This window comes from Streptomyces sp. NPDC046759 (assembly GCF_040645475.1).
In the GTDB taxonomy this organism is placed as follows: domain Bacteria; phylum Actinomycetota; class Actinomycetes; order Streptomycetales; family Streptomycetaceae; genus Streptomyces.
In genome coordinates, this window is record NZ_JBEYYJ010000039.1 from 1 (window position 1) to 22,426 (window position 22,426).

The following is a 22,426-nucleotide window of genomic DNA, read 5'->3' on the forward strand; positions in this document are numbered from 1 at the left end:
GCCGCCCGCCCCGCCAGCGACCAACCCACATCCACCAACGACACACCCTCACCCACACAGGACAGCAACCGCCCCGCCTGCGCCCGCAACGCCCCCTCCCCACGCCCCGACACCACCCACGGCACCACCGAAGGCACCACCGAAGGCACCACACCCGCACCCTCGACCACCGACCCCGAAACCTCCGGAGCCTCCTCCACAATCACATGCGCATTGGTCCCGCCCATGCCGAAGGACGACACACCCGCAACGCGTGAATCGGCTTCCTGGGGCCAGGTTTCCAACTCGGTCTGAACCCGTAGCCGGAGCGAATCCAGTGGAATGTCAGCCGGGGGTTCCTTGAAGTTGAGGCTCGCCGGAATAAGCCCGTGTCTGATCGACAGAACAGCCTTTATGAGTCCGGCGACACCGGCCGCGCCTTCCAGGTGCCCGAGATTCGTCTTCACCGATCCGACGCGCAGCGGATTTCCACTCGGGCGCCCCCGGCCGAAAGCGGCTCCGAGGGCCGCCGCTTCGACCCGATCGCCCACACGTGTGCCGGTTCCGTGAAGTTCGACATACTGAACGGCGGTGGGGTCAATGCCGGCGCGTGCGCATGCGAGACCGATGACTTCTTCCTGTGCCGCCTGGTGCGGAACGGTGAGTCCCGGTCCGCCTCCGTCATTGTTCACCGCGCTGCCGCGAATGATGCAAAGTATGCGGTCCCCGTCGGCGATGGCCTCGGAGAGTCGCTTGAGGACGACGATTCCGCCGCCCTCTCCGCGGACATATCCGTTCGCCTGTGCGTCGAAGGTACGGCACTCCCCGTCGGGGGAAAGTCCGCCGAATTTCTGGGAGCGTTCGGTGCTCTCGGGGGCGAGGACGAGGTTGACCCCGCCGGCCAGGGCGAGGGTGCACTCTCCGCCGCGCAGCGCCTGGGCGGCCTGGTGCACGGCGACGAGGGAGGAGGACTGGCCGGTGTCGACGGTGATGCTGGGTCCGCGCAGGCCAAGGACGTAGGAGACGCGGTTGGCGATGATGCTGCGGGCCAGGCCGGTCATGGCGTGCTGGCCGACGGCGGCGGGAGCCTGGCGGTGGGTGAGCATCGCGTAGTCGTCCCACATGGCGCCGACGAACACGCCTGTCGAGCGGCCTTGAAGGCTCGGCGGAGCGATGCCGGAATCCTCGAGCGCTTCCCACGCCAATTCCAGCGCGAGACGCTGCTGCGGGTCCATCGCGGCGGCCTCGCGAGGGGAAACTCCGAAGAAACTCGGGTCGAATTCCTCGACCTTTTCCATCTTCCCGGGAACGACGGAACGTCCGTCTTTCAGCAGCTGCCAGAATTCGGCGACACTGGACACGCCCGGAAAGCGGCAAGAAGTACCGATGATGGCGATGTAATCATCGGTTAAGACACGCATGTCGACCGACATACTGTGAAGATCCCCCGTCTAGCATGGAAAGCGGACATTGCACCCGCGCGGTCCCTGGGAGAGCGACTGCGCCCTCCGGGTGCAACGACGTACATCCTGCAAGCCATTCGCACCCTAACCCAAACATGCGTTCTGAAGTCAAGAAAGTTCTGACCGCGACGATGCACCCGCCAACACTCCCCTGGCCCGTCGCCTGCGGCGTTCCACCGTCGCCGCAGCAGCCGCCGACTGTGCTGCCGCATCTGTGAACTGTGTTGCAGGTCACGCGTGATTACGGCAGGCCGACTACCGTTGCAGATTCACTCCCAGGAAAGGGAGTTGGGCCGTCCTTCCCCCGCCTCGGACGCCGTGCTAGGTTGCAGTCAGCGATCAAGGGGGAGGCCGCCCAGGCCCCTGGTTCACGTATGACCCCGTGTCACCAGGCTGGCGTAGCGAGTGCGGCTTGTTTCGGCGTCTCCTCCACACAGTGAACGCCCGTCCTCTGTCCTGTTGTTGTGCAGGAAGCCCACTGCCGTCCACCGCGCCGCCGGTGACGACCGCGTCCGTGGCTCGCGCACACGAGCATGCCCCCATCCCTGACAGCCGGAATGAGCCGGCCCGGTGAGCGTGAAGGAGTGTGTCCGGCACGATGAGTGAACCGACAGCCCGTCAAGTGGCCATCGTGGGAGCGGGGGTCATGGGTACGGGGATCGCTGCCCTGGTACTCGGACACGGCGTCCCCGTCACCCTGGTCGACGTCGACGACACGACGCTGAGGGCCGCGCGCGTCAGGATCGAACAGCAGCTACGGCACGCTCAGCTGATGGGCGCGCTTCCCGCGGGCACGGCGCCCGGCGAACTGACGACCAGTGTGTACCTGGCGGACACGGCGAACGCCACCGCGGTCATCGAGGCGATCGTGGAGCTGCCGGCGGAGAAGGCCAAGGTGCTGGCCGAGGTCTCGGCGGCCGTACGGCCCGGGACGCCGCTGATCTCCAACACGTCCGGCATCCCCATCGCCGAGCTGGCCCGGTCGGTGGCCCGGCCCGAGGAACTGCTCGGCACGCACTTCATGAACCCGTCGTACCTGATCAAGATGGTCGAGGTCAGCCGGGGCCCGCAGACCGGTGACGCCGCCGTGGCGGCCGTCGTCGAGCTGCTGTCCACCCTGAACCGCAAGGCGGTCATCGTGCGGGACGCGCCGGGCTTCGTCACGAGCCGGCTGCTGCATCCGATGATCAACGCCGCGGCACGGATCGTCGGCGAGGGCACCGCGACGGTGGAGGCGGTGGACGAGCTGATGGAGGGCTGCCTCGGGCATCCGACCGGTCCGCTGCGCACGGCCGACCTGATAGGCCTGGACAACCTGGCCGACTCCCTCCAGGTTCTCCACGAACGCACCGGCGACCCCTCCTGCAAGCCCGCCGACCTGCTGCTGGAGAAGGTCCGCCAGGGTGACCTCGGCCGCAAGTCCGGCCGGGGCTTCTACGCGTACTGAGATACGCGTACTGGCATACACGCACCGAGAGTCGCAGACCCCTGAAAGTCACACTGAAAGCCGAAAGGTGTTGCGGTGAGCACTGAACAGACCGCGCAGGGCGCCACGTTGAGCGCCGAGTCCGTCAAGCAGGAGCTGTTGGGCTTCCTGGAGACCAAGACCAAGACGGCGCTGACGCCGGATCAGGACATGTTCGCCTCCGGTCTGGTGTCCTCCATGTTCGCCATGGAGCTGGTCGTCCATCTCGAACAGACCTACCAGGTCGCCGTCGTGGGCGCGGATCTCAAGCTGGAGAACTTCCGGACCGTGCAGCGCATGACGGAGCTGGTGCTGCGGCTGCGGGCCGCGTCGGCTGCGGCCGGCCATGCCTGACCGGCACGTCGGCGAGCCCGCTGACGGCGACCGGCTCGCCGACGGACGCGCTCTCCTCGACTCCCTCGTCGACGGGCGGGCCGAGGCCTGGGATCTGGCCGGCGAGATCCCCCTCGACGTGCTGCGCTCCGCCGGGGAGCGGGGACTGCTGTGTGCACAGGTCGCCGGGGAGCTGGGCGGGCTGGGCCTCAGCAGCCGGGACAACGGTGAGCTGACGGCGTACGCGGGCAGTCTGTGCAGCTCGCTGCGGAGTGTGATGACCTCGCAGGGCATGGCCGCCTGGACGATCCAGCGGCTGGGCAACCAGGACCAGTCGGCCTTGCTGCTGCCGGAGCTGGTCGGCGGCCGGCTGGCCGCGGTCGGCTTCAGCGAGAGCGGGGCCGGCTCCGACGTGACCGCCATGAGCACCAAGATCGAGGTGGTGGGCGACTCCGTCGTGGTCACCGGCCACAAGGTGTGGATGACCGCTGCCCACTACGCGGATCTACTGGTCGTGTTCGGGCAGTGCGAGGACGGCGCGGCGGTCGTCGTGGTGCCCGCTTCGGCGCCCGGCGTGCACGTGGAGAGGGTCGCCGACCCGCTGGGCTGCCGCGCGGCCGGGCATGCGAACGTGCGCTTCGACTCGGTGCGGCTGCCTCTGTCCAGCCTGCTCGGCACGCCGGGCATGCCCCTGCCGCTGCTGGTGACCACCGCCCTCGCCTATGGCCGTATCTCGGTGGCCTGGGGGTGCGTGGGCATCCTGCGCGCCTGCCGGAACGCCGCGGCGCGGCACGCCGCCTCGCGGGTCCAGTTCGGCAAGCCGCTGCACGAGCACCAGCTGGTGGCGGGGCATCTCGCCGAGCTGTACGCGGCCGAGCAGGTCGCGGCCCAGGCATGCGCGCATGCCAGCGCGTGCTGGGACGCCGGTTCCCCGGATCAGGTCGTGGCGACCGTACTGGCCAAGCACGTCAGCGCCGGGCACGCGGCCCGCGGTGCCGCGGCGGCCGTGCAGGTGCTGGCCTCGGCCGGGGCGCGGGACGGCCATGTCGTGGCGCGCGCGTACCGGGACGCGAAGCTGATGGAGATCATCGAAGGCAGCAACGAAATCTGCCAGTTGATTCTGGCGCAGCACGCCGTGGCGACGGCGCAGTGACCATCCTGGAGGATCTGCATGTCTGAAGTGCCGACCACGGTGAAGTGCCTGGTCTGGGACCTGGACAACACGCTCTGGCAAGGCACGCTGTCGGAGGGCGACGCGGTGCGGCCGGCGGACGGCGTGCGGGAGTTGATCGTCGAGCTGGACTCCCGGGGCATTCTGCAGTCGGTGGCCAGCAAGAACGACCACGACCTGGCCTGGGCCAAGCTGGAGGAGCTGGGGCTCGCCGAGTACTTCGTCCTGCCGCGGATCGGGTGGGGGCCGAAGTCGGACTCGGTGCGGGACATCGCGGAGCAGCTGAGGTTCGCGTACGGCACCGTCGCGTTCGTCGACGACCAGCCCGCCGAGCGGGCCGAGGTCTCCTTCCACCTGCCGGAGGTCCGCTGCTACACCGCCGACCGGCTGCTGGAGCTGGCGAACCTGCCGGAGTTCAGTCCGCGGAACGTCACCGTGGATGCGCGGCGGCGCCGCCAGATGTACCAGGCCGGCTTCAGGCGTGAGGCGGAGCAGGCCGTTTTCAGCGGGCCGACCGAGGAGTTCCTGCGCTCGCTGGAGCTGGAGATGCGCATCGGCCGTGCGACCGAGGAGCAGCTGTCGCGCGTGGAGGAGCTCACGCTCCGCACCAGCCAGATGAACGCGACGGGCGTCCACTACTCCGATGCGGCGCTGCGCGATCTGCTGGCCGATGCCGGGCACGAGGTGCTGGTGACGACCATGGCCGACCGTTTCGGGCCGCACGGCGCGGTCGGCGTACTGCTGCTTCGGACGCAGCCGGGCGTCTGGCACATCAAGTTGCTGGCGACCTCCTGCCGGGTGGTGTCGTTCGGGGCGGGTGCGGCGATCCTCAACTGGCTGATCGACCAGGCCGCCCGTGCGGGTGCCCACGTGGTGGCCGACTTCCGACCCACGGAGCGCAACCGCATGATGGAGATCGCCTACCGGTTCGCCGGTCTCGGCGAGGAGTCCTGTGCGTGCCAGGACGCGCTGGCCGACGCAGGAGCCGAGGATCTGCAGCGGCTGCACCTGGTGCCGGATCGCCGTGAGCCGCACGCGACGATCCGGGTCAGTGCACCGGACCTGGCTGTGGACCACCGAGTGGCCACCGCGGGTCCGGTGCACTGACCGGCGTGCTCAGCACGCCTTCTTGCGCACCAAGGTGATGCCGTCGGCCATCGGGAGGAGTGATATCTCCACCCGGTGGTCGTCGTGCAGGAAGGAATTCAGCTCACGGATCGCGACGGTGTCGGGATCCTGAACTTTTGGGTCGATGACCCGACCGAAGAAGAGGGTGTTGTCGAGGACGACGAGTCCGCCCGGCCGCACCAGTTCCAGCGACAATTCATAATAGCGACGGTAATTCTCCTTGTCCGCGTCGACGAAGGCGAAATCGAAGGTGTTCGCTTTTCCTTCGGCGATCAGACCGGTAAGGGTTTCGGCGGCATTTCCGATACGGACGTCGATGCGGTCCGCCACGCCCGCCTTCGTCCAGTACTCCTGGGCGATGGCGGGCCACTTGTCGCTGATGTCGCAGGTGAGTACGCGTCCGCCGGGCGCGAGGTTGCGAGCCATGCACAGGGTGCTGTAGCCGGTGAACGTTCCGATCTCCAGCACGTCCCGGGCGCCCGTCAGGCCGACCAGGAAACCGAGCAACTGCCCTTCTTCAGCCATTACCTGCATGGCCTGCCCCATGGGCAGTTCACCCGTCAGTTCGCGAAGGCCGCGCAATATCTCGTCGTCACGCAGGGAAACGTCACGCACATAGGAGAGTAATTCCGGCGAGGACATTATTTGAGTAGCCATCGCCTCAAGATAGTAGCGGGACATAATGTTACGCAAGGGCCGGTGGAGCGAACTGAGAATTGATCGCTCTTTCCTTGTGTCGGCGCCTGTCAGCGCAACGTGCCCCGGAGGCGTGAACGGTCGCCCATGGCAGTCGCTCCGTTGACCGAAGCCACACCGGCGGCGACCGGCGTGCTGCGCTCCTCGGTCTCATGGCCGTCACAGGTCCCGTCGGCCCCGCCCGCTGCGGCGGAAAGCGCCGGCGCCGCGGCCGGACGCCGGTAGCGCGGCGGCACGAAGCGCTCGGCCCAGCGCGGAGCACGCGGCGTGAAGCGCGGGAGCAGCAGCAGGATCAGACCGATCGCGCTGAGGAACACCACGCTGAGCACGATCCACATCGACGCCGAGTTGACCGAGTACGCCAGCGCGCCGAAGGCGATCAGCGCCGACCAGAAGTACATGATCAGCACCGCCCTGCTGTGCGAGTGGCCGATCTCCAGCAGCCGGTGGTGCAGATGCCCGCGGTCCGCGGCGAACGGCGACTGACCTCGCCAGGTGCGCCGGACGATCGCGAGGACCAGGTCGGCCGCCGGCACTGCGATGATCGTCAGCGGTAGCAGCAGCGGGATGTAGACCGGTACCGTCGCGTGCACCGCGGCCTTCTCGGAACCCACGTACAGGTTCAGCGCGTCCGGGTCGAGCTGGCCCGTGATCGAGATCGCCCCCGCCGCCAGTACCAGGCCGATCAGCATCGAGCCGGAGTCGCCCATGAAGATCCGCGCCGGATGCATGTTGTGCGGCAGGAAGCCCAGGCACATACCCATGAGGATCGCCGCGAACAGGGTCGCCGGGGCGGCGGCCTCGATGCCGTACGAGTACCAGATCCGGTACGAGTACAGAAAGAACGCTGCCGCCGCGATGCAGACCATGCCGGCCGCGAGGCCGTCCAGGCCGTCCACGAAGTTCACCGCGTTGATCGTGATGACGACGAGCGCCACGGTCAGCAGCGTGCCCTGCCACTGGGTCAGCGCCACGTTGCCGACGCCCGGGATGGGCAGCCACAGGATCGTCAGGCCCTGGACCACCATCACGCCCGCGGCGATCATCTGGCCGCCCAGCTTGATCAGCGCGTCGATCTCGAACTTGTCGTCCAGGACGCCGATCAGCCAGATCAGGGCCGCGCCGGAGAGCAGGGCTCGCGGCTCGTTCGACTTCGTGAAGACCTCGTTGAGGTTGGTCAGGTGGTCTGCGACCAGCAGCCCCGCGCACAGGCCGAAGAACATGGCGATACCGCCGAGGCGCGGAGTGGGTTCCCGGTGCACGTCACGCGCCCGGATCTCCGGCATCGCCCCGGCCACGATCGCGAACTTCCGTACCGGCCCTGTCAGCAGGTACGTCACCGCGGCCGTGATGCAGAGCGTCAGCAGGTATTCACGCACAGGCTTCCCCACGGTTCTCGCTGGCCATCACAGCCCACACACTAGCGGTGGACGTATATGGTTGGGGACTTCCGGGTGTCCAGGATGGTTGCACCCATGGCTGTGGACGACGCCACACAGCAAGCTGTACGGGGCTGTCGCCCACTGCGTTCAGCCGGGATACGGCGGAAATCCACCGCAGAGCTCACGGACCTCGTCCCGCGCTCGCGCCGGCTCGCTCTCGCCGCGTAGCACGGCCGCCATCAGCGCGGCGATCCGCACCATCTCCGGTTCCCCCATGCCCTGCGTGGTCACCGCGGCCGTGCCCAGGCGCAGGCCGCGGCCGTCGCCGTGCGGCAGCGCGCAGCAGTCCAGGACGATCCCGGCGGCGGCGAGCCGGCCGCGCGCGCTGCGGCCGTCCACGCCGAGCGGGGCCGGGTCCGCGGTGATCAGATGGGTGTCCGTGCCGCCGGTGGTGACCGTGAGGCCCTCGGCCGCCAGGTGACCGGCGAGCACCCGCGCGTTGGCGACCACCTGATGGGCGTACAGGCCGAAGTCCGGAGTCGCCGCCTCGCCGAAGGCGACCGCCTTCGCGGCGATCGTGTGCATCTGCGCGCCGCCCTGTGTGAAGGGGAACACCGCCCGGTCGACGCGCTCGGCCAGCTCGCTCCCGCACAGGATCATCCCGCCGCGCGGCCCGCGCAGCACCTTGTGGGTGGTCGCGCACACGATGTCGGCGTAGGGCACCGGGTTGGGCGCCGCACCGCCGGCGACCAGCCCGATCGGATGCGCGGCGTCGGCGATCAGATAGGCCCCGACCTCGTCGGCGACCTCGCGGAAGAAGGCGTAGTCGATGTGCCGGGGGTAGGCGATCGAGCCGCACACGATCGCCTTCGGCCGGTGGTTGCGGGCCAGGTGACGCACCTGGTCGTGGTCGATGAGCCCGGTCTCCGCGTCCACGCCGTACCCCACGAAGTCGAACCACCGGCCGGAGAAGTTCGCGGGCGAGCCGTGCGTCAGATGGCCGCCGTAGTGCAGGCCGAGGGCGAGGACGGTGTCCCCGGGGCGCAGCAGGGCGGCGTAGGCGGCCAGGACGGCCGACGAACCGGAGTGGGACTGGACGTTGGCGTGCTCGGCGCCGAAGAGTGTCGTGGCGCGGTCGATGGCGGCGCGTTCGGCGAGGTCGACGAGTTCGCAGCCGCCGTGGTGCCGGGCGCCGGGATAGCCCTCGGCGTACTTGTTCGCGAGCGGCGACCCGAGGGCGGCCAGCACGGCCGGCGAGCAGAAGTTCTCGGCGGCGATCAGCTGGAGGGTGGTGGACTGCCGCGCGAGCTCTCCGAGCAGGATCTCGGCGAGTACAGGGTCCTGATGGCGCAGGACGTCGGCCTCAAGGGCAGGGGTGACCGCCATGGTGGGCTCCCGGGCGTCGACGGGGACGTGGGACCAATGTAGGCCCGAGATGTCCGGAACGCCCGGCATTGCAGCCGTACGAGAGCGCTACATCCGCGCCGGAACACCCGTCAGCGCGGTCACCACCGGATCCAGCGCCTGGTGTATCTCGTCCCCGACGGACCGGAAGAACGGCAGCGGCGCCCCGTACGGGTCGTAGACCTCGTCCGCCTCCGGGGTCGGGGCCAGCAGCCACCCGCGTAGAGCCGCGGCCGCACGCACCAGCGCACGGGCGCGCATGACCACGCCGTCCTCCAGGGGCGGCAGCGTGGCGGGGTCTATCGCGCGGACCAGGCGGGTGAACTCCTTCAGGGTGAAGGTGCGCAGCCCCGCCGAATGCCCCATCGAGATCACCTGCGCCCGATGGTCCCGGGTCGCCGTCAGCACCAGGTCGGCCCTGATGACGTGCTCGTCCAGCAGCTCCCGGCCGACGAAGCCGGAGGTGTCCGCACCGAACTCGGACAGCACGGCCTCCGCGTTGGCCTCCATCGGCGCACCCTCGTGGCCCCAGGTGCCCGCGCTCTCCACGATCAGCCCGCCGCCGAGGACGCCGAGCCGCTCGGCCACGAAATGGCGGGTCAGCCGCTCGGTGATGGGCGAGCGGCACACGTTGCCGGTGCTGACATGGAGGATGCGGAAGGTGTCGCGCGGAAAGCCGAAGGTGGCCGTCTCCTCCGCGACACGTTCCCCGATGCCTATGCCACGCCCCGCTTCAGGGGCCGTCAATTCGCCACCTCGAGGTCGGGTACGACCTTGCGCAGCTCCTCCGCCGAGATCGCGCCCGCCCGCAGCAGCAGCGGCACTTCGCGGGAGACGTCCACGATGGACGACGGCACGTTGCCCGGGGTGGAGCCGCCGTCGAGGTAGACGGAGACGGAGTCGCCGAGCATCTCCTGGGCTGCGTCGCAGTGCTCCGGCGCCGGGTGCCCGGTGAGGTTGGCGGAGGAGACGGCCATCGGGCCGACCTCGGTGAGCAGCTCGATCGCGACGGGGTGCAGCGGCATGCGCACGGCGACCGTGCCACGGGTGTCGCCGAGGTCCCACTGCAGGGACGGCTGGTGCTTGGCGACGATCGTCAGGGCACCCGGCCAGAAGGCGTCGACCAGCTCCCAGGCCAGCTCGGAGAAGTCCGTGACCAGGCCGTGCAGGGTGTTCGGGGAGCCGATGAGGACGGGGGTGGGCATGTTGCGGCCCCGGCCCTTGGCGGCGAGCAGGTCGGCGACCGCCTCCGAGGAGAACGCGTCGGCGCCGATGCCGTACACCGTGTCGGTCGGCAGCACCACCAGCTCGCCCCGGCGGACGGCGGACGCGGCCTCGCGCAGACCCGTCGCGCGGTCGGTCGCGTCGTTGGTGTCGTATCGCCGTGCCATGTCTAGCGGGCCTCCTCGTACACGAAATGCGGGGCTTCGGAAATCACTGGCGTCGGGGTGCTCACGGCAGCGCCCTGCGGGCGGTCGCGAACCGGGGGCGGTTGTTGAGGTCGGGGTGATCGGCCGCGTCGGCCCAGCCCCGCTCCTCGGTGAAGATCCACGGCACCTGGCCGCCCTGGGTGTCGGCGTGCTCGATCACGACGACGCCGCCGGGGCGGAGCAGACGGTGCGCGGTGCGTTCCAGGCCCCGGATGAGGTCGAGGCCGTCCTCCCCCGAGAAAAGGGCCAGCTCGGGGTCGTAGTCGCGGGCCTCGGGGGCGACGTACTCCCACTCCGTGAGCGGGATGTACGGCGGGTTGGAGATGACCAGGTCGACCTGGCCGTCGAGGTCCGGGAAGGCGGTCAGGGCGTCACCCTGGCGCAGGTCCACCCTGGACCCGGCCACGTTCTTCCGGGTCCACACCAGGGCCTCGTCGGAGAGCTCCACGGCGTGCACGCGGGAGCGCGGGACCTCCTGGGCCAGGGCGAGCGCGATGGCGCCGGAACCGGTGCACAGGTCGACGATGCACGGCTCGACGACGTCCATGGCGCGTACCGCGTCTATGGCCCAGCCGACCACGGACTCCGTCTCGGGCCGGGGCACGAAGACACCCGGTCCGACCTGCAGCTCCAGATAGCGGAAGTAGGCCCGCCCGGTGATGTGCTGCAGCGGCTCGCGCTGTTCGCGCCGGGCGATGACCTCCCAGTACCGGGCGTCGAAGTCCGAGTCCTTCACGGAGTGCAGCTGGCCGCGCTTCACGGCGTGCACGAACGCGGCGAGCTCCTCCGCGTCGTTGCGCGGCGAGGGCACGCCGGCGGCGGCCAGCCGCTGGGTGGCCTGGGCCACTTCCGCGAGCAGCAGGTTCACGCGAGTCCTCCGTGTCGTGCTCGTACTCGTCCTCGTACGCGCGTCCGCGTCCTACGCGGCCGCCAGCTTCGCCGCCGAGTCGGCGTCGACGCAGGCCTGGATGACCGCGTCGAGGTCGCCGTCCAGGACCTGGTCCAGGTTGTAGGCCTTGAAGCCGACGCGGTGGTCCGAGATGCGGTTCTCCGGGAAGTTGTAGGTGCGGATCTTCTCGGAACGGTCGACCGTGCGGACCTGGCTGCGGCGGGCGTCGGCCGCCTCCCGCTCGGCCTCCTCCTGCGCCATGGCGAGCAGCCTGGAGCGCAGGATACGCAGCGCCTGCTCCTTGTTCTGCAGCTGGCTCTTCTCGTTCTGGCACGAGGCGACGACACCGGTCGGGAGGTGCGTGATGCGCACCGCGGAGTCGGTGGTGTTGACCGACTGGCCGCCCGGGCCGGAGGACCGGTAGACGTCGATGCGGAGGTCGTTCGGGTTGATCTCCACGTCGACCTCCTCGGCCTCCGGGGTCACGAGGACACCCGCGGCGGAGGTGTGGATACGGCCCTGGGACTCGGTCGCCGGCACGCGCTGCACGCGGTGCACACCGCCCTCGTACTTCAGCCGCGCCCACACGCCCTGACCGGGTTCGGCCTGGCCGCGCGCCTTCACGGCGACCTGGACGTCCTTGTAGCCGCCTAGCTCGGACTCGGTGGCGTCGATGATCTCGGTCTTCCAGCCGACGCGCTCGGCGTAGCGCAGATACATCCGCAGCAGGTCGCCCGCGAAGAGGGCCGACTCGTCGCCGCCCGCGCCCGCCTTGATCTCCAGGATGACGTCCTTGTCGTCACTCGGGTCGCGCGGGACCAGCAGGAGGCGCAGGCGCTCGGTGAGCTCCTCGCGCTGCTTCTCCAGGTCCTTGACCTCCGCGGCGAAGTCGGGGTCGTCGGCGGCGAGCTCGCGCGCGGTCTCCATGTCGTCACCGGCCTGCTTCCAGGAGCGGTACGTGGCGACGATCGGGGTGAGCTCGGCGTATCGCTTGTTCAGCTTGCGCGCGTTCGCCTGGTCGGCGTGGACCGACGGGTCGGCGAGCCGCTTCTCCAGATCGGCGTGCTCGGTGACGAGTTCGTCGACGGCCTCGAACATCTGTGGCTCCTGTACTGCGGGTGAAGGGCTGGCGGGCGACCAAAAACGCCGGTCCCGGCGCACGCCCGGCGAGGGCGTACGGCCGTGGACCGGCGAAATGGGGCTCGCTACTTCTTGGAGCCGGCGGCCTTGCCGAAGCGGGCCTCGAAGCGGGCCACACGGCCACCGGTGTCGAGGATCTTCTGCTTGCCCGTGTAGAACGGGTGGCACTCGGAGCAGACCTCGGCCCGGATGGTGCCGGACTCGATGGTGCTGCGGGTGGTGAACGACGCGCCGCAGGTGCAGCTGACCTGCGTCTCGACGTACGCGGGGTGGATGTCGCGCTTCAAGGTGTCTCCTAGGTTTCGGGAGGGCGCCGGGTCGCTGCCGCGGGGTGCGGGAACGTGAACCGGAGCCGACGTACCAGTCTGCCAGGACTGGGGCCATCCACCCAAACCGGGGGTGCGGTTGTTCTATTCCTGCGGGTGAGTGGGCCGTCGCCCACTGGTGTGCCGTCGCCCACCGGGGGGCCGCTGATCCCCGGGGTGCCGCTTGATCACCGTTCGCGGGCGCGGGTTTTGTCGGGGCGCGTCGCGCGGTTCCCCGCGCTCCTCACGGGGCGTTCACCACACCCTTGGCCTCGCCCGTGGCCGTGCCCTCGGTCGCCGACTTCGGGATGGGCCGGTCGTTCTTCAGGGCGTCCCAGACCAGCTGGGCGTTGGACTTCTCGATGAGCACGCGGTTGGGGTCGGCCGGGTCGTACCGGACCGGCATGGTGATCATGGTCGTGTGCTTGGCGCTGATGCCCTTGAGGCCGTCCGCGAAGCCGACCAGGGAGTTGACCGAGCCGAGCTCGGAGTCGGTGGTGACGGTCTTGGTGGCGGTGTCGGCGAGGTCGTACAGCTTCCTGGGACTGGTGAGGACGCCGAGGTGCTTGACCTGGTCCATCAGCGCCCTGACGAAGGCCTGCTGGAGCTGGATGCGGCCCAGGTCGGAGCCGTCGCCCACACCGTGCCGGGTGCGGACGAGCCCGAGGGCCTGCTGCCCGTTCAGGGTGTGGCTGCCGGCCTGCAGGTTCAGGTGGCTCTGCGGGTCGTCGATGCTCTTCGTGGTGGTGACCGGGACGCCGCCGAGCTCGTCGATGAGCTGCTGGAAGCCGGCGAAGTCGACCTCCAGGTAGTGGTCCATGCGGATGCCGGTGAGGGACTCGACGGTCTTCACCGCGCAGGCGGCGCCGCCGGTGGAGTAGGCCTCGTTGAACATCACGCCGTGCGCGGCCGGGTGCGTGGTGCCCTTGGTGTCGGTGCAGGCCGGGCGGTCGATCAGGGTGTCCCTCGGGACGGAGACCACGCTGGCCCTCCTGTGGCCCTCGTAGACGTGGACGATCATCGCGGTGTCGGAGCGGGCGCTGCCGTCGTCGGTACCGCCGCCGATCTTCCTGTTGGCGCCGGAGCGGGTGTCCGAGCCGAGGACCAGGATGTTCTCGGAGCCGTTGTCGATCTTCGACGGGCGGTCGTTGCCGAGGGCCTGGTCGATGTCGACGCTCCGGATGTTGCCGTTGAGCTCGAAGTACAGGTACCCGGCGCCCGCACCGCCCAGCACGACCACGCCCGCGGCCGTCCAGGCCACGGCGAGCAGCGCCTTGCGGTGGCTGCCGTGTTCCTTGCGGCGGCGGCCCTTGCCTCGCTCACGGGGGCCGGTGCCGCCCGGCTCGGGTATGACGGGTTCCGGCGTGCTCTCGGCGGACACATCGCTCCTAGGTCTCTGCGGTCGGTTACCCCCTGCTTTCAGGGTCAGGCGCGGTCGGTACCGCTCCATCGTCGCTCCGTAAGGCCAGACGGAGAAACCGGGGAAAGAGTTGCACAACGCACAGTGCCCACCGCGGGCGGCGGTGGGCACTGTGCGTAACCGGATTACGGGCGGCGAGCCTCGCTCACCTGCGGTTTCAGCCCCAGATGTCGTAGGCCTGGAAACCGGTGCCGACCGAGATCCTTGTGGCAAAGATCTCGCTGGTCGCCTTGCCGGTGCCGGGGTACAGGTAGAGGGTGCCGCCGGAGGTCCGGGCCAGGAAGTCGGCCTTGCCGTCACCGGTCACGTCACCGACCGCGTCGAAGGCGTTGTAGCCGGTCCAGCCGCTGCGCACCTTGATCCGGGAGGCGAAGGCCCCCGAGCCGGACGTGCCGGTGCCCCGGTACAGGTACACGTCGTCGGTGCCGCTCTGGCGGGCGATCAGGTCGGCCTTGCCGTCGCCGTCGAAGTCACCGTGGCCGCGCAGGGAGTTGTACTGGCCCCAGCCGGAGCCGACCTCGACGGGGGCGGCGAAGGTGCCGTCGCCCTTGCCCGGGTAGATCCACAGGATGCCCGAGGAGTCGACCGAGAGCAGGTCGGGCAGGTAGTCGCCGGTGACGTCACCGGGGGCGACGGTGAACTTCCGGGTGGACCAGTTGCTGAAGATCTCCTTCTTGCTCCAGCTCTGGGTGGCCGGGACGTAGTGCAGCCAGAAGACCGCCCCGTCGCTGCTGCGGCGCAGGACGAAGTCCTGGTAGCCGTCCCGGTCCAGGTCCGTCTGGAGGATCGTGTCGTAGCCCGAGAAGCTGCCCCAGGAGACGCGGGCCCCGAACGAGGTGCCCTGGGAGTCCTTCTCGTAGCCGGTGGACGTGGAGTGGCTGCGGACGAACAGGTCGGCCTTGTGGTCACCGCTGAGGTTGGAGTCGTCGATGCGCGGGTAGGCGGCGCCGACGTACGTCCTCACCTTGCTGAACACGCTGTAGGAACCCTTGGCGACGCAGTTCTCCACGCCCCAGGAGACGATGCCGACGATGCGGTTGTTCACGACCAGCGGGCCGCCGGAGTCGCCGTTGCAGGTGGCCGTGGTGCCGGAGTCGCTGCCGGTCGCGGGGTTGCCCGCGCAGACCATGTGGCCCGCGATGAACGGGTCGCTGCCGTCGGGCTGCTTGTAGGCGGTCGCGCACGTGCTGTCGGACTGGATCGGCAGGGTCGCCGTCTTGAGCGTCTGCGAGATGTCCTGGCTGGTGGAGCTGGTACGACCCCAGCCGTAGACCTTGGCGCTCGTGCCGGCCGCGTAGGACGCCGTGTCGGTCGACGTCGTCATGCGGATCGGCGTGGCCTTGACCGGGCTCGGCAGGGTCAGTACGGCGATGTCGTTGTCGATGGCCGTCGCGTTGTACGACGGGTGGTTCCACTGCCGCCACACGCCGGAGACCGTGCCGCCGTGCAGGTCGGTGCTGCCGGAGGAGTCGGTGGTGGGCAGCTGGTCGGTGCCGGTGACGACGGCACCGTTGGCGTGCCAGTCGAAGCCCTTGACGCAGTGCGCGGCGGTCAGGATCTTCGTCGGCGCGACCACGGCACCACCGCAGAAGAAGCCGACGTCGTCGCTGGTGCTGCTGGTGCCCTTGTCGTCGTAGTACCAGAGCTGGGCCATCCACGGAGCCGAGGTGATGCTCGTGGTGGTGCCGCCGATGATCATCGGGCTGACGGTGGACGTCGACGACGAGCCGGACGAGGTCCCGGAGCCGGGCACCGTGGCGGAGGACGACGCGGAAGCCGTCCCTCCGCCCTGCGCGTCCTTGGTCTTCGCGGCCTTCTTGAAGTCCTTGTCGGTGGCGAGCGCACCCGCGACGCGGTCCGTCAGCGTGGAGAGCGACGCCGAGCTGGTCGCGGGCTTGACGGTCGGCGACGCCGAGGCCGTCGCGGCACCGGCCGAGGCGGTCAGCAGCGCGGCGGCGACAGCCGCGGCGGCACCGGCGGCGGCGACGGGCAGGCCGATGCGTATGCGGCGTCTGTGCCGGCCGCTGCCGGGCAGAGGTGTGGACAAAAGAGTCCCCCATGAAGCGGTGAGTCGGGAGAGGCGCGTGAGCCGCGCCCGTACCTCTCAGCGCCGAAGGGCCGCCTCCCGTCACCGATGTGACGGGGGGCGGCCCTCTTTCTTACCCAGTCTCTACCTCTACCGACTAGTCGCCGTTCCCGGGCGTCGGCGTCGTCTTCTGAATCTGCATCAGGAACTCGACGTTCGACTTGGTCTGCTTCATCTTGTCGAGCAGCAGCTCGATCGCCTGCTGCTGGTCGAGCGCGTGCAGCACCCGGCGCAGCTTCCAGACGATGCCCAGCTCCTCGGCACCCAGCAGGATCTCTTCCTTACGGGTACCGGAGGCGTCCACGTCGACCGCCGGGAAGATGCGCTTGTCCGCGAGCTTCCGGTCGAGCTTGAGCTCCATGTTGCCCGTGCCCTTGAACTCCTCGAAGATCACCTCGTCCATGCGGGACCCGGTGTCCACGAGAGCCGTGGCCAGGATGGTCAGCGAACCGCCGTCCTCGATGTTGCGCGCCGCACCGAAGAACCGCTTCGGCGGGTACAGCGCGGTCGAGTCGACACCACCGGACAGGATGCGGCCGGAGGCCGGAGCCGCCAGGTTGTAGGCACGGCCCAGACGCGTGATGGAGTCCAGCAGGACGACGACGTCGTGGCCCAGCTCCACCAGGCGCTTGGCGCGCTCGATGGCGAGCTCGGCGACCGTGGTGTGGTCCTCGGCCGGGCGGTCGAAGGTCGAGGAGATGACCTCGCCCTTGACCGACCGCTGCATGTCGGTGACCTCTTCCGGCCGCTCGTCGACGAGGACGACCATCAGGTGGCACTCGGGGTTGTTGTGCGTGATCGCGTTGGCGATCGCCTGCATGATCATGGTCTTACCGGTCTTCGGCGGGGCCACGATCAGACCGCGCTGGCCCTTACCGATCGGCGAGACCAGGTCGATGATGCGGGTGGTCAGCACGCCCGGGTCCGTCTCCAGGCGGAGCCGGTCCTGCGGGTAGAGCGGGGTCAGCTTGTTGAACTCCGGGCGGCCACGGCCGTGTTCGGGGGCCATGCCGTTGACGGAGTCCAGACGGACGAGCGCGTTGAACTTCTCGCGGCGCTCGCCCTCCTTGGGCTGGCGGACCGCACCGGTGACGTGGTCACCCTTGCGCAGGCCGTTCTTGCGGACCTGGGCGAGGGAGACGTAGACGTCGTTCGGGCCCGGCAGGTAGCCGGAGGTCCGGATGAAGGCGTAGTTGTCGAGGATGTCCAGGATGCCCGCGACGGGGATCAGGACGTCGTCCTCGGCGAGCTGCGGCTCGGCGATGTCGTCGCGGCCACGGCGGCCACGGCGGTCCCGGTAGCGGCCGCGACGGCCACGGCGGCCGCCCTCGAAGTCGTCGTCGTCCTGCCGGTTGTCCTGGCGGCCGTCCGGGCGGCCCTGCTGCTGGCCCGGCTGCTGACGCTGCTGGCCGCCCTGCTGGTCGTCACCCTTGTTACGGCGGTCGCGGTCGCGGCCGCGCTCACGGCGGTCCCGGCGGCCACGGCCCTCGCCGTCACCGGCGTCGCCCCTGGCGTCGCCCTGCTGCGGCTGCTGGGCGGGCGCCTCGGCCCTGGAGTCGGCCTTGGCCTCGGCGGCGACGGTCTCGGCGCCGGCGGCGGGGCTGCCGGCCTCGGCGGTGGCACGGCGGCGACGGCGCTCGGTCGGGGCGTCGTCGGAGGCCGGCTGGCCGGGGATCTCGATCTGCTGCTGGGCCACGGCCTTCTCGGCGGGGGCCTCGGACTTGGCGTCGGCCTTCTTCTCGCCGTCGACGGCAACCTCACCCGTACGGGCCTTGGAGGTGGCGCGGCGCTTGGGCTTGGTCTCGGTGGCGGTCTCGGCCTTGGGGGCGGCTCCCCCGGAGGGGGCACCCCCACCGGCGGCCTGCGCCTCCTTGATGACCTCGATCAGCTGGCTCTTGCGCATCCGCGCGGTGCCCCTGATGCCGAGGCCCGAGGCGACCTGCTGCAGCTCGGCCAGCACCATGCCCTCGAGGCCGGTACCGCGGCGCCGCCGGGAGCCGGCACCGGTGGCAGGCGCGGAGGCGTCCGTGGCGGGCGCGGCAGCGGTCTCCTCGACACGTGCGCCCATCAGATCGGTGGTGTCGCTCACGAAGGGTCCTTCCCTGGAGCGGACGTCGGCCTGTCTGGCTCGGCGACCGGTTGTGCTGTCCGGCTACGGTCCTGTCTTCCGTGAACCGTGCCGGGGCGGTGGTCCGCCAAAGCGGCGGAAGAAATGTGCGGTGGTGGCGCTTCCGCGAGCCGTGACACCCAGTGTCACGTGGCGTGGTAGCACCGATTCCGGAGTGTGCCCGGCGGCCCGCTCAATGTCCGCATACGACGTACTGCCCAGGTACGGCGCACGGAACACGGAGTGGCGCGGGAGGCTCCCGGAAGAATGTCTGTCCCGGACTGGGACACGAGGCACCTCGCCATGGTGGGGTCGGGTGCAGACTTGAGATTAACACTACCGGATCCAACAAACATTCCCCCTCTCGAAATCCGGCAACCGTGTGTCAGGGCGCAAGCGGCAACACGCTCGCTCCCTGGACGTCCAGGTCCAGCCGGTTGGCGGCCCAGCCCTCACCCGCGAGGTGGGCGACCTTGTCGGCGCTGTCGGCGTCGGCCAGCGCCATGACGGTGGGTCCGGCGCCGGAGATCACGGCCGGGATGCCGTCGGCGCGCAGCCGCTCCACCAGCGCGGCGCTCTCCGGCATGGCCGGGGCGCGGTACTCCTGGTGCAGGCGGTCCTGGGTGGCGGGCAGCAGCAGCTCGGGGCGCCGGGTGAGGGCCTCGACGAGCAGGGCGGCACGGCCCGCGTTGACGGCGGCGTCGACGTGCGGCACGGTGCGCGGCAGCAGGCCGCGCGCGGTCTCGGTCAGGACCGGCTTTCCGGGTACGAAAACCACCGGAACGATGGAATCACTGGGCTCCATCCTGATGGCCCGGGCGGCGCCGGACTCCATCCAGGAGAGCGTGAAACCGCCGAGCAGGCAGGCGGCCACGTTGTCGGGGTGGCCCTCGATCTCGGTGGCCAGCTCCAGCAGCGCCGCGTCGTCCAGGCGGGCCTCGCCGCCTATGGTCACCGCCCGGGCGGCGACGATGCCGGCGCAGATGGCGGCGGAGGAGGAGCCGAGGCCACGGCCGTGCGGGATGCGGTTGGCGCAGACGATCTCCAGGCCACGGGGCTGTCCGCCCAGCAGATCGAACGCGGTGCGCAGAGAGCGGACGAGAAGGTGAGACTCGTCACGCGAAAGGGTCTCGCTGCCCTCCCCCGCGATGTCGATGTGCAGTCCGGAGTCGGCCACCCGGACGACCACGTCGTCGTAGAGCCCCAGCGCGAGGCCGAGGGCGTCGAAGCCCGGGCCGAGATTGGCGCTGGTGGCGGGAACGCGCACCCGGACGGCGGCGGCGCGGAACGCTGGACCGGCCATCGCTCGTTGACTCTCCTTGAACTGCGTGACTGTCGAAGACATTCGATACGTACGTGGAGACCCTCGGGCCGCGCAGACGGCGCGGCGTCACCCGGATGCGCAGCCATGTGCCAGGCATATGCAGCGGGCGGGTTCAGTACAGCCTATCGAAGGAAGGTTCTGTCGCGACATAGGGCGCACAGGAGGCGCACGATGCGTGTCGTAAGCCCCCTGTGCACCCCTGTCTGGGAAAACCCGGGTCGCCGGACGCTCAGCCGAGGCCCAGGCGCTCGGCCGCCGCGGCCGCGTCGACCGGGACGGTGACCGGCTGCGGGGCACCGGCGACGGCCCAGTCGGGGTCCTTCAGGCCGTTGCCGGTGACCGTGCACACGATCCTCTGGCCCGGGTCGACCTTGCCCTGCTCGGCGGCCTTCAGCAGACCGGCCACGGAGGCGGCGGAGGCGGGCTCCACGAAGACGCCCTCCTGCGCGGCCAACAGCCGGTAGGCGCGCAGGATTTCACGGTCCGTCACCTCGTCGATGGCACCGCCCGACTCGTCGCGTGCGGCGAGGGCGTAACTCCAGGACGCCGGGTTGCCGATGCGGATGGCGGTGGCGATCGTCGACGGGTCCTTGACCACCTCGCCGCGCACGATCGGGGCGCTGCCCGAGGCCTGGAAGCCCCACATGCGCGGGGTCCTCGTGGCGATCCCGTCGGCGGCGTACTCCTTGTAGCCCTTCCAGTAGGCCGTGATGTTGCCCGCGTTGCCGACCGGCAGGACGTGGATGTCGGGGGCGTCGCCGAGCATGTCCACGATCTCGAAGGAGGCCGTCTTCTGGCCCTCGATACGCACCGGATTGACCGAATTGACCAACGCCACCGGGTAGTTGTCGCTCAGGTTGCGGGCGAGGGTGAGGCAGTCGTCGAAGTTGCCGTCCACCTGGAGGATCTTGGCGCCGTGCACGAGGGCCTGGCCCATCTTGCCGAGGGCGATCTTGCCCTGCGGCACGAGAACGGCCGAAACCATGCCGGCCCGCACCGCGTACGCGGCGGCGGAGGCGGAGGTGTTGCCGGTGGAGGCGCAGATGACCGCCTTGGCCCCCTCCTCCTTGGCCTTGGAGATGGCCATGGTCATGCCGCGGTCCTTGAAGGACCCCGTGGGGTTGGCCCCCTCCACCTTCAGATGGACCTCACAGCCCGTGCGCTCGGAGAGCACCTGCGCGGGCACGAGCGGCGTGCCGCCCTCGCGGAGCGTCACGACCGGCGTGGTGTCGGATACCGGCAGCCGGTCCCGGTACTCCTCGATGATTCCGCGCCACTGGTGGGTCATAGCTGGTTACTCTCCTTCAACCCGCATGATGCTGGCGACACCCCGCACGGTGTCGAGCTTGCGCAGCGCCTCGACGGTCCCGGACAGGGAGGCGTCGGACGCGCGATGGGTGACGACGACGAGGGAGGCCTCGCCGTCCTTGCCCTGCTGGCGCACCGTATCGATCGACACGCCGTGTTCGGCGAACACGGTCGCGACCTGGGCGAGAACACCCGGTTTGTCCGCGACGTCGAGGCTGATGTGGTAGCGCGTGACGACCTCGCCCATCGGCGAGACGGGCAGGGCGGCGTAGGCGGACTCACCGGGCCCCGTTGCGCCGTTGAGCCGGTTGCGGCAGACGGCGACGAGGTCGCCGAGCACGGCGGAGGCGGTGGGAGCGCCGCCGGCGCCGGGGCCGTAGAACATCAGCTGGCCGGCCGCGTCGGACTCCACGAAGACGGCGTTGTACGCGCCGCGCACGGAGGCGAGCGGGTGGCTCAGCGGAATCATCGCGGGATGCACGCGCGCGGTGACCGACGCACCGTCCTTGGACCGCTCGCAGATGGCGAGCAGCTTGATGGTGCAGCCCATCTCCTTCGCCGAGCGGAAGTCCGAGGCGGTGACCTCGGTCATGCCCTCGCGGTAGACGTCGTCGAGGCGCACGCGCGTGTGGAAGGCGATCCCGGCCAGGATCGCGGCCTTGGCGGCGGCGTCGAAGCCCTCGACGTCGGCGGTCGGATCGGCCTCCGCGTACCCGAGCGCGGTGGCCTCGTCGAGGGCCTCCTGGTAGCCGGCCCCCGTGGAGTCCATCTTGTCGAGGATGAAGTTGGTGGTGCCGTTGACGATGCCCAGCACCCGGTTGACCTTGTCGCCGGCGAGGGACTCGCGCAGCGGACGGATCAGCGGGATGGCACCGGCGACGGCGGCCTCGTAGTACAGGTCCTTGCCGTGCTCCTCCGCCGCGGCGTGCAGCGCGGCCCCGTCCTGGGCGAGCAGGGCCTTGTTGGCGGAGACGACGGACGCGCCGTGCTCGAAGGCGGCGGTGATCAGGGTCCGGGCCGGCTCGATCCCCCCGATGACCTCGACCACCACATCGATGTCCCCGCGTTTGACGAGGGCGGTGGCGTCGGTGGTGACGAGGGCGGGGTCGATGCCCTCACGGACCTTGCTCGGCCGCCGCACGGCGACCCCCGCGAGCTCGACCGGGGCGCCGATCCGGGCGGCGAGGTCGTCGGCGTGCGTCGTCATGATGCGCGCCACCTCTGAGCCGACCACTCCACAGCCCAGCAGCGCCACCTTCAGCGGACGCGTACGCATCATCCGACCTCGTTTCCTCTTACCGTCTACGGTTGGACCAGTCTCACTCACCGGACGGCAGTTTCTACCCTTCGTCCGGATCCTGAGACATGTATTTCATTTGTTCGGGGCTGGAGGACC

General features: G+C 69.8%; 19 protein-coding genes. 4 read left to right on the plus strand and 15 right to left on the minus strand.

The window, feature by feature from the left end:
• Positions 1-1,412: polyketide synthase (locus tag ABZ919_RS36500; protein WP_361256915.1), on the minus strand; the 1,412-nt coding region annotated here is incomplete at its 3' end.
• Between the two features lie 628 nt (positions 1,413-2,040).
• On the opposite strand from ABZ919_RS36500, the gene ABZ919_RS36505 reads away from it, so the two are divergent.
• The 4 genes from ABZ919_RS36505 (at position 2,041) to ABZ919_RS36520 (ending at position 5,518) form a co-directional block, all read left to right on the plus strand.
• On the plus strand, positions 2,041-2,889 hold the full coding sequence (locus ABZ919_RS36505) for a 3-hydroxyacyl-CoA dehydrogenase family protein (RefSeq protein ID WP_361256918.1): 849 nt from the start codon (positions 2,041-2,043) through the stop codon (positions 2,887-2,889).
• Between the two features lie 75 nt (positions 2,890-2,964).
• Positions 2,965-3,261 (plus strand): phosphopantetheine-binding protein, encoded by a 297-nt coding sequence (locus ABZ919_RS36510; RefSeq protein WP_361256921.1) that lies wholly within the window; start codon positions 2,965-2,967, stop codon positions 3,259-3,261.
• Entirely contained in the window at positions 3,254-4,393 is a 1,140-nt protein-coding gene (locus tag ABZ919_RS36515) for an acyl-CoA dehydrogenase family protein (protein ID WP_361256924.1), read from the plus strand. The genes ABZ919_RS36510 and ABZ919_RS36515 overlap by 8 nt, the downstream gene beginning before the upstream one ends.
• A gap of 18 nt (positions 4,394-4,411) precedes the next feature.
• On the plus strand, positions 4,412-5,518 hold the full coding sequence (locus ABZ919_RS36520) for an HAD-IIIC family phosphatase (RefSeq protein WP_361256927.1): 1,107 nt from the start codon (positions 4,412-4,414) through the stop codon (positions 5,516-5,518).
• A gap of 9 nt (positions 5,519-5,527) precedes the next feature.
• Here the strand turns inward: ABZ919_RS36520 and ABZ919_RS36525 are convergent, their stop codons facing one another.
• From ABZ919_RS36525 to ABZ919_RS36590, 14 genes are all read right to left on the minus strand, one after another.
• Complete coding sequence (locus ABZ919_RS36525) at positions 5,528-6,196, minus strand: class I SAM-dependent methyltransferase (RefSeq protein WP_361257057.1); 669 nt, start codon at positions 6,194-6,196, stop codon at positions 5,528-5,530.
• Positions 6,197-6,285: 89 nt separating this feature from the next.
• Entirely contained in the window at positions 6,286-7,614 is a 1,329-nt protein-coding gene (locus tag ABZ919_RS36530) for an MraY family glycosyltransferase (RefSeq protein WP_361256930.1), read from the minus strand.
• A gap of 150 nt (positions 7,615-7,764) precedes the next feature.
• Positions 7,765-9,003: a serine hydroxymethyltransferase gene (gene glyA, locus ABZ919_RS36535; RefSeq protein WP_361256933.1), complete on the minus strand. Its 1,239-nt coding sequence runs from the start codon at positions 9,001-9,003 to the stop codon at positions 7,765-7,767.
• A gap of 87 nt (positions 9,004-9,090) precedes the next feature.
• The gene (locus tag ABZ919_RS36540; RefSeq protein WP_361256936.1) at positions 9,091-9,768 is read right to left on the minus strand and encodes a protein-tyrosine-phosphatase; all 678 of its coding nucleotides are present in this window, start codon (positions 9,766-9,768) and stop codon (positions 9,091-9,093) included.
• The gene (locus tag ABZ919_RS36545; RefSeq protein ID WP_361256939.1) at positions 9,765-10,412 is read right to left on the minus strand and encodes an L-threonylcarbamoyladenylate synthase; all 648 of its coding nucleotides are present in this window, start codon (positions 10,410-10,412) and stop codon (positions 9,765-9,767) included. The genes ABZ919_RS36540 and ABZ919_RS36545 overlap by 4 nt, the downstream gene beginning before the upstream one ends.
• Before the next feature lie 61 nt (positions 10,413-10,473).
• Positions 10,474-11,319 carry a peptide chain release factor N(5)-glutamine methyltransferase gene (gene prmC / locus ABZ919_RS36550; protein ID WP_361256942.1) on the minus strand — a complete coding sequence of 282 codons (846 nt, stop codon included), beginning with the start codon at positions 11,317-11,319 and terminating at the stop codon, positions 10,474-10,476.
• A gap of 51 nt (positions 11,320-11,370) precedes the next feature.
• Entirely contained in the window at positions 11,371-12,438 is a 1,068-nt protein-coding gene (gene prfA / locus ABZ919_RS36555; RefSeq protein WP_361256945.1) for a peptide chain release factor 1, read from the minus strand.
• Positions 12,439-12,545: 107 nt separating this feature from the next.
• The gene (rpmE, locus tag ABZ919_RS36560) at positions 12,546-12,767 is read right to left on the minus strand and encodes a 50S ribosomal protein L31 (protein WP_030740744.1); all 222 of its coding nucleotides are present in this window, start codon (positions 12,765-12,767) and stop codon (positions 12,546-12,548) included.
• 262 nt (positions 12,768-13,029) lie between these two features.
• Entirely contained in the window at positions 13,030-14,166 is a 1,137-nt protein-coding gene (locus ABZ919_RS36565) for an LCP family protein (protein ID WP_361256948.1), read from the minus strand.
• A gap of 196 nt (positions 14,167-14,362) precedes the next feature.
• Positions 14,363-16,252, minus strand: a complete 1,890-nt coding sequence (locus tag ABZ919_RS36570) for a trypsin-like serine protease (protein ID WP_361256950.1) — start codon at positions 16,250-16,252, stop codon at positions 14,363-14,365.
• A gap of 136 nt (positions 16,253-16,388) precedes the next feature.
• On the minus strand, positions 16,389-18,380 hold the full coding sequence (gene rho, locus ABZ919_RS36575; protein WP_361256953.1) for a transcription termination factor Rho: 1,992 nt from the start codon (positions 18,378-18,380) through the stop codon (positions 16,389-16,391).
• 403 nt (positions 18,381-18,783) lie between these two features.
• Positions 18,784-19,701 carry a homoserine kinase gene (gene thrB / locus ABZ919_RS36580; protein ID WP_361256956.1) on the minus strand — a complete coding sequence of 306 codons (918 nt, stop codon included), beginning with the start codon at positions 19,699-19,701 and terminating at the stop codon, positions 18,784-18,786.
• Between the two features lie 250 nt (positions 19,702-19,951).
• Entirely contained in the window at positions 19,952-21,010 is a 1,059-nt protein-coding gene (gene thrC / locus ABZ919_RS36585; protein WP_361256958.1) for a threonine synthase, read from the minus strand.
• Between the two features lie 6 nt (positions 21,011-21,016).
• Positions 21,017-22,309 (minus strand): homoserine dehydrogenase, encoded by a 1,293-nt coding sequence (locus ABZ919_RS36590; protein WP_361256962.1) that lies wholly within the window; start codon positions 22,307-22,309, stop codon positions 21,017-21,019.
• Positions 22,310-22,426 lie beyond the last annotated feature (117 nt).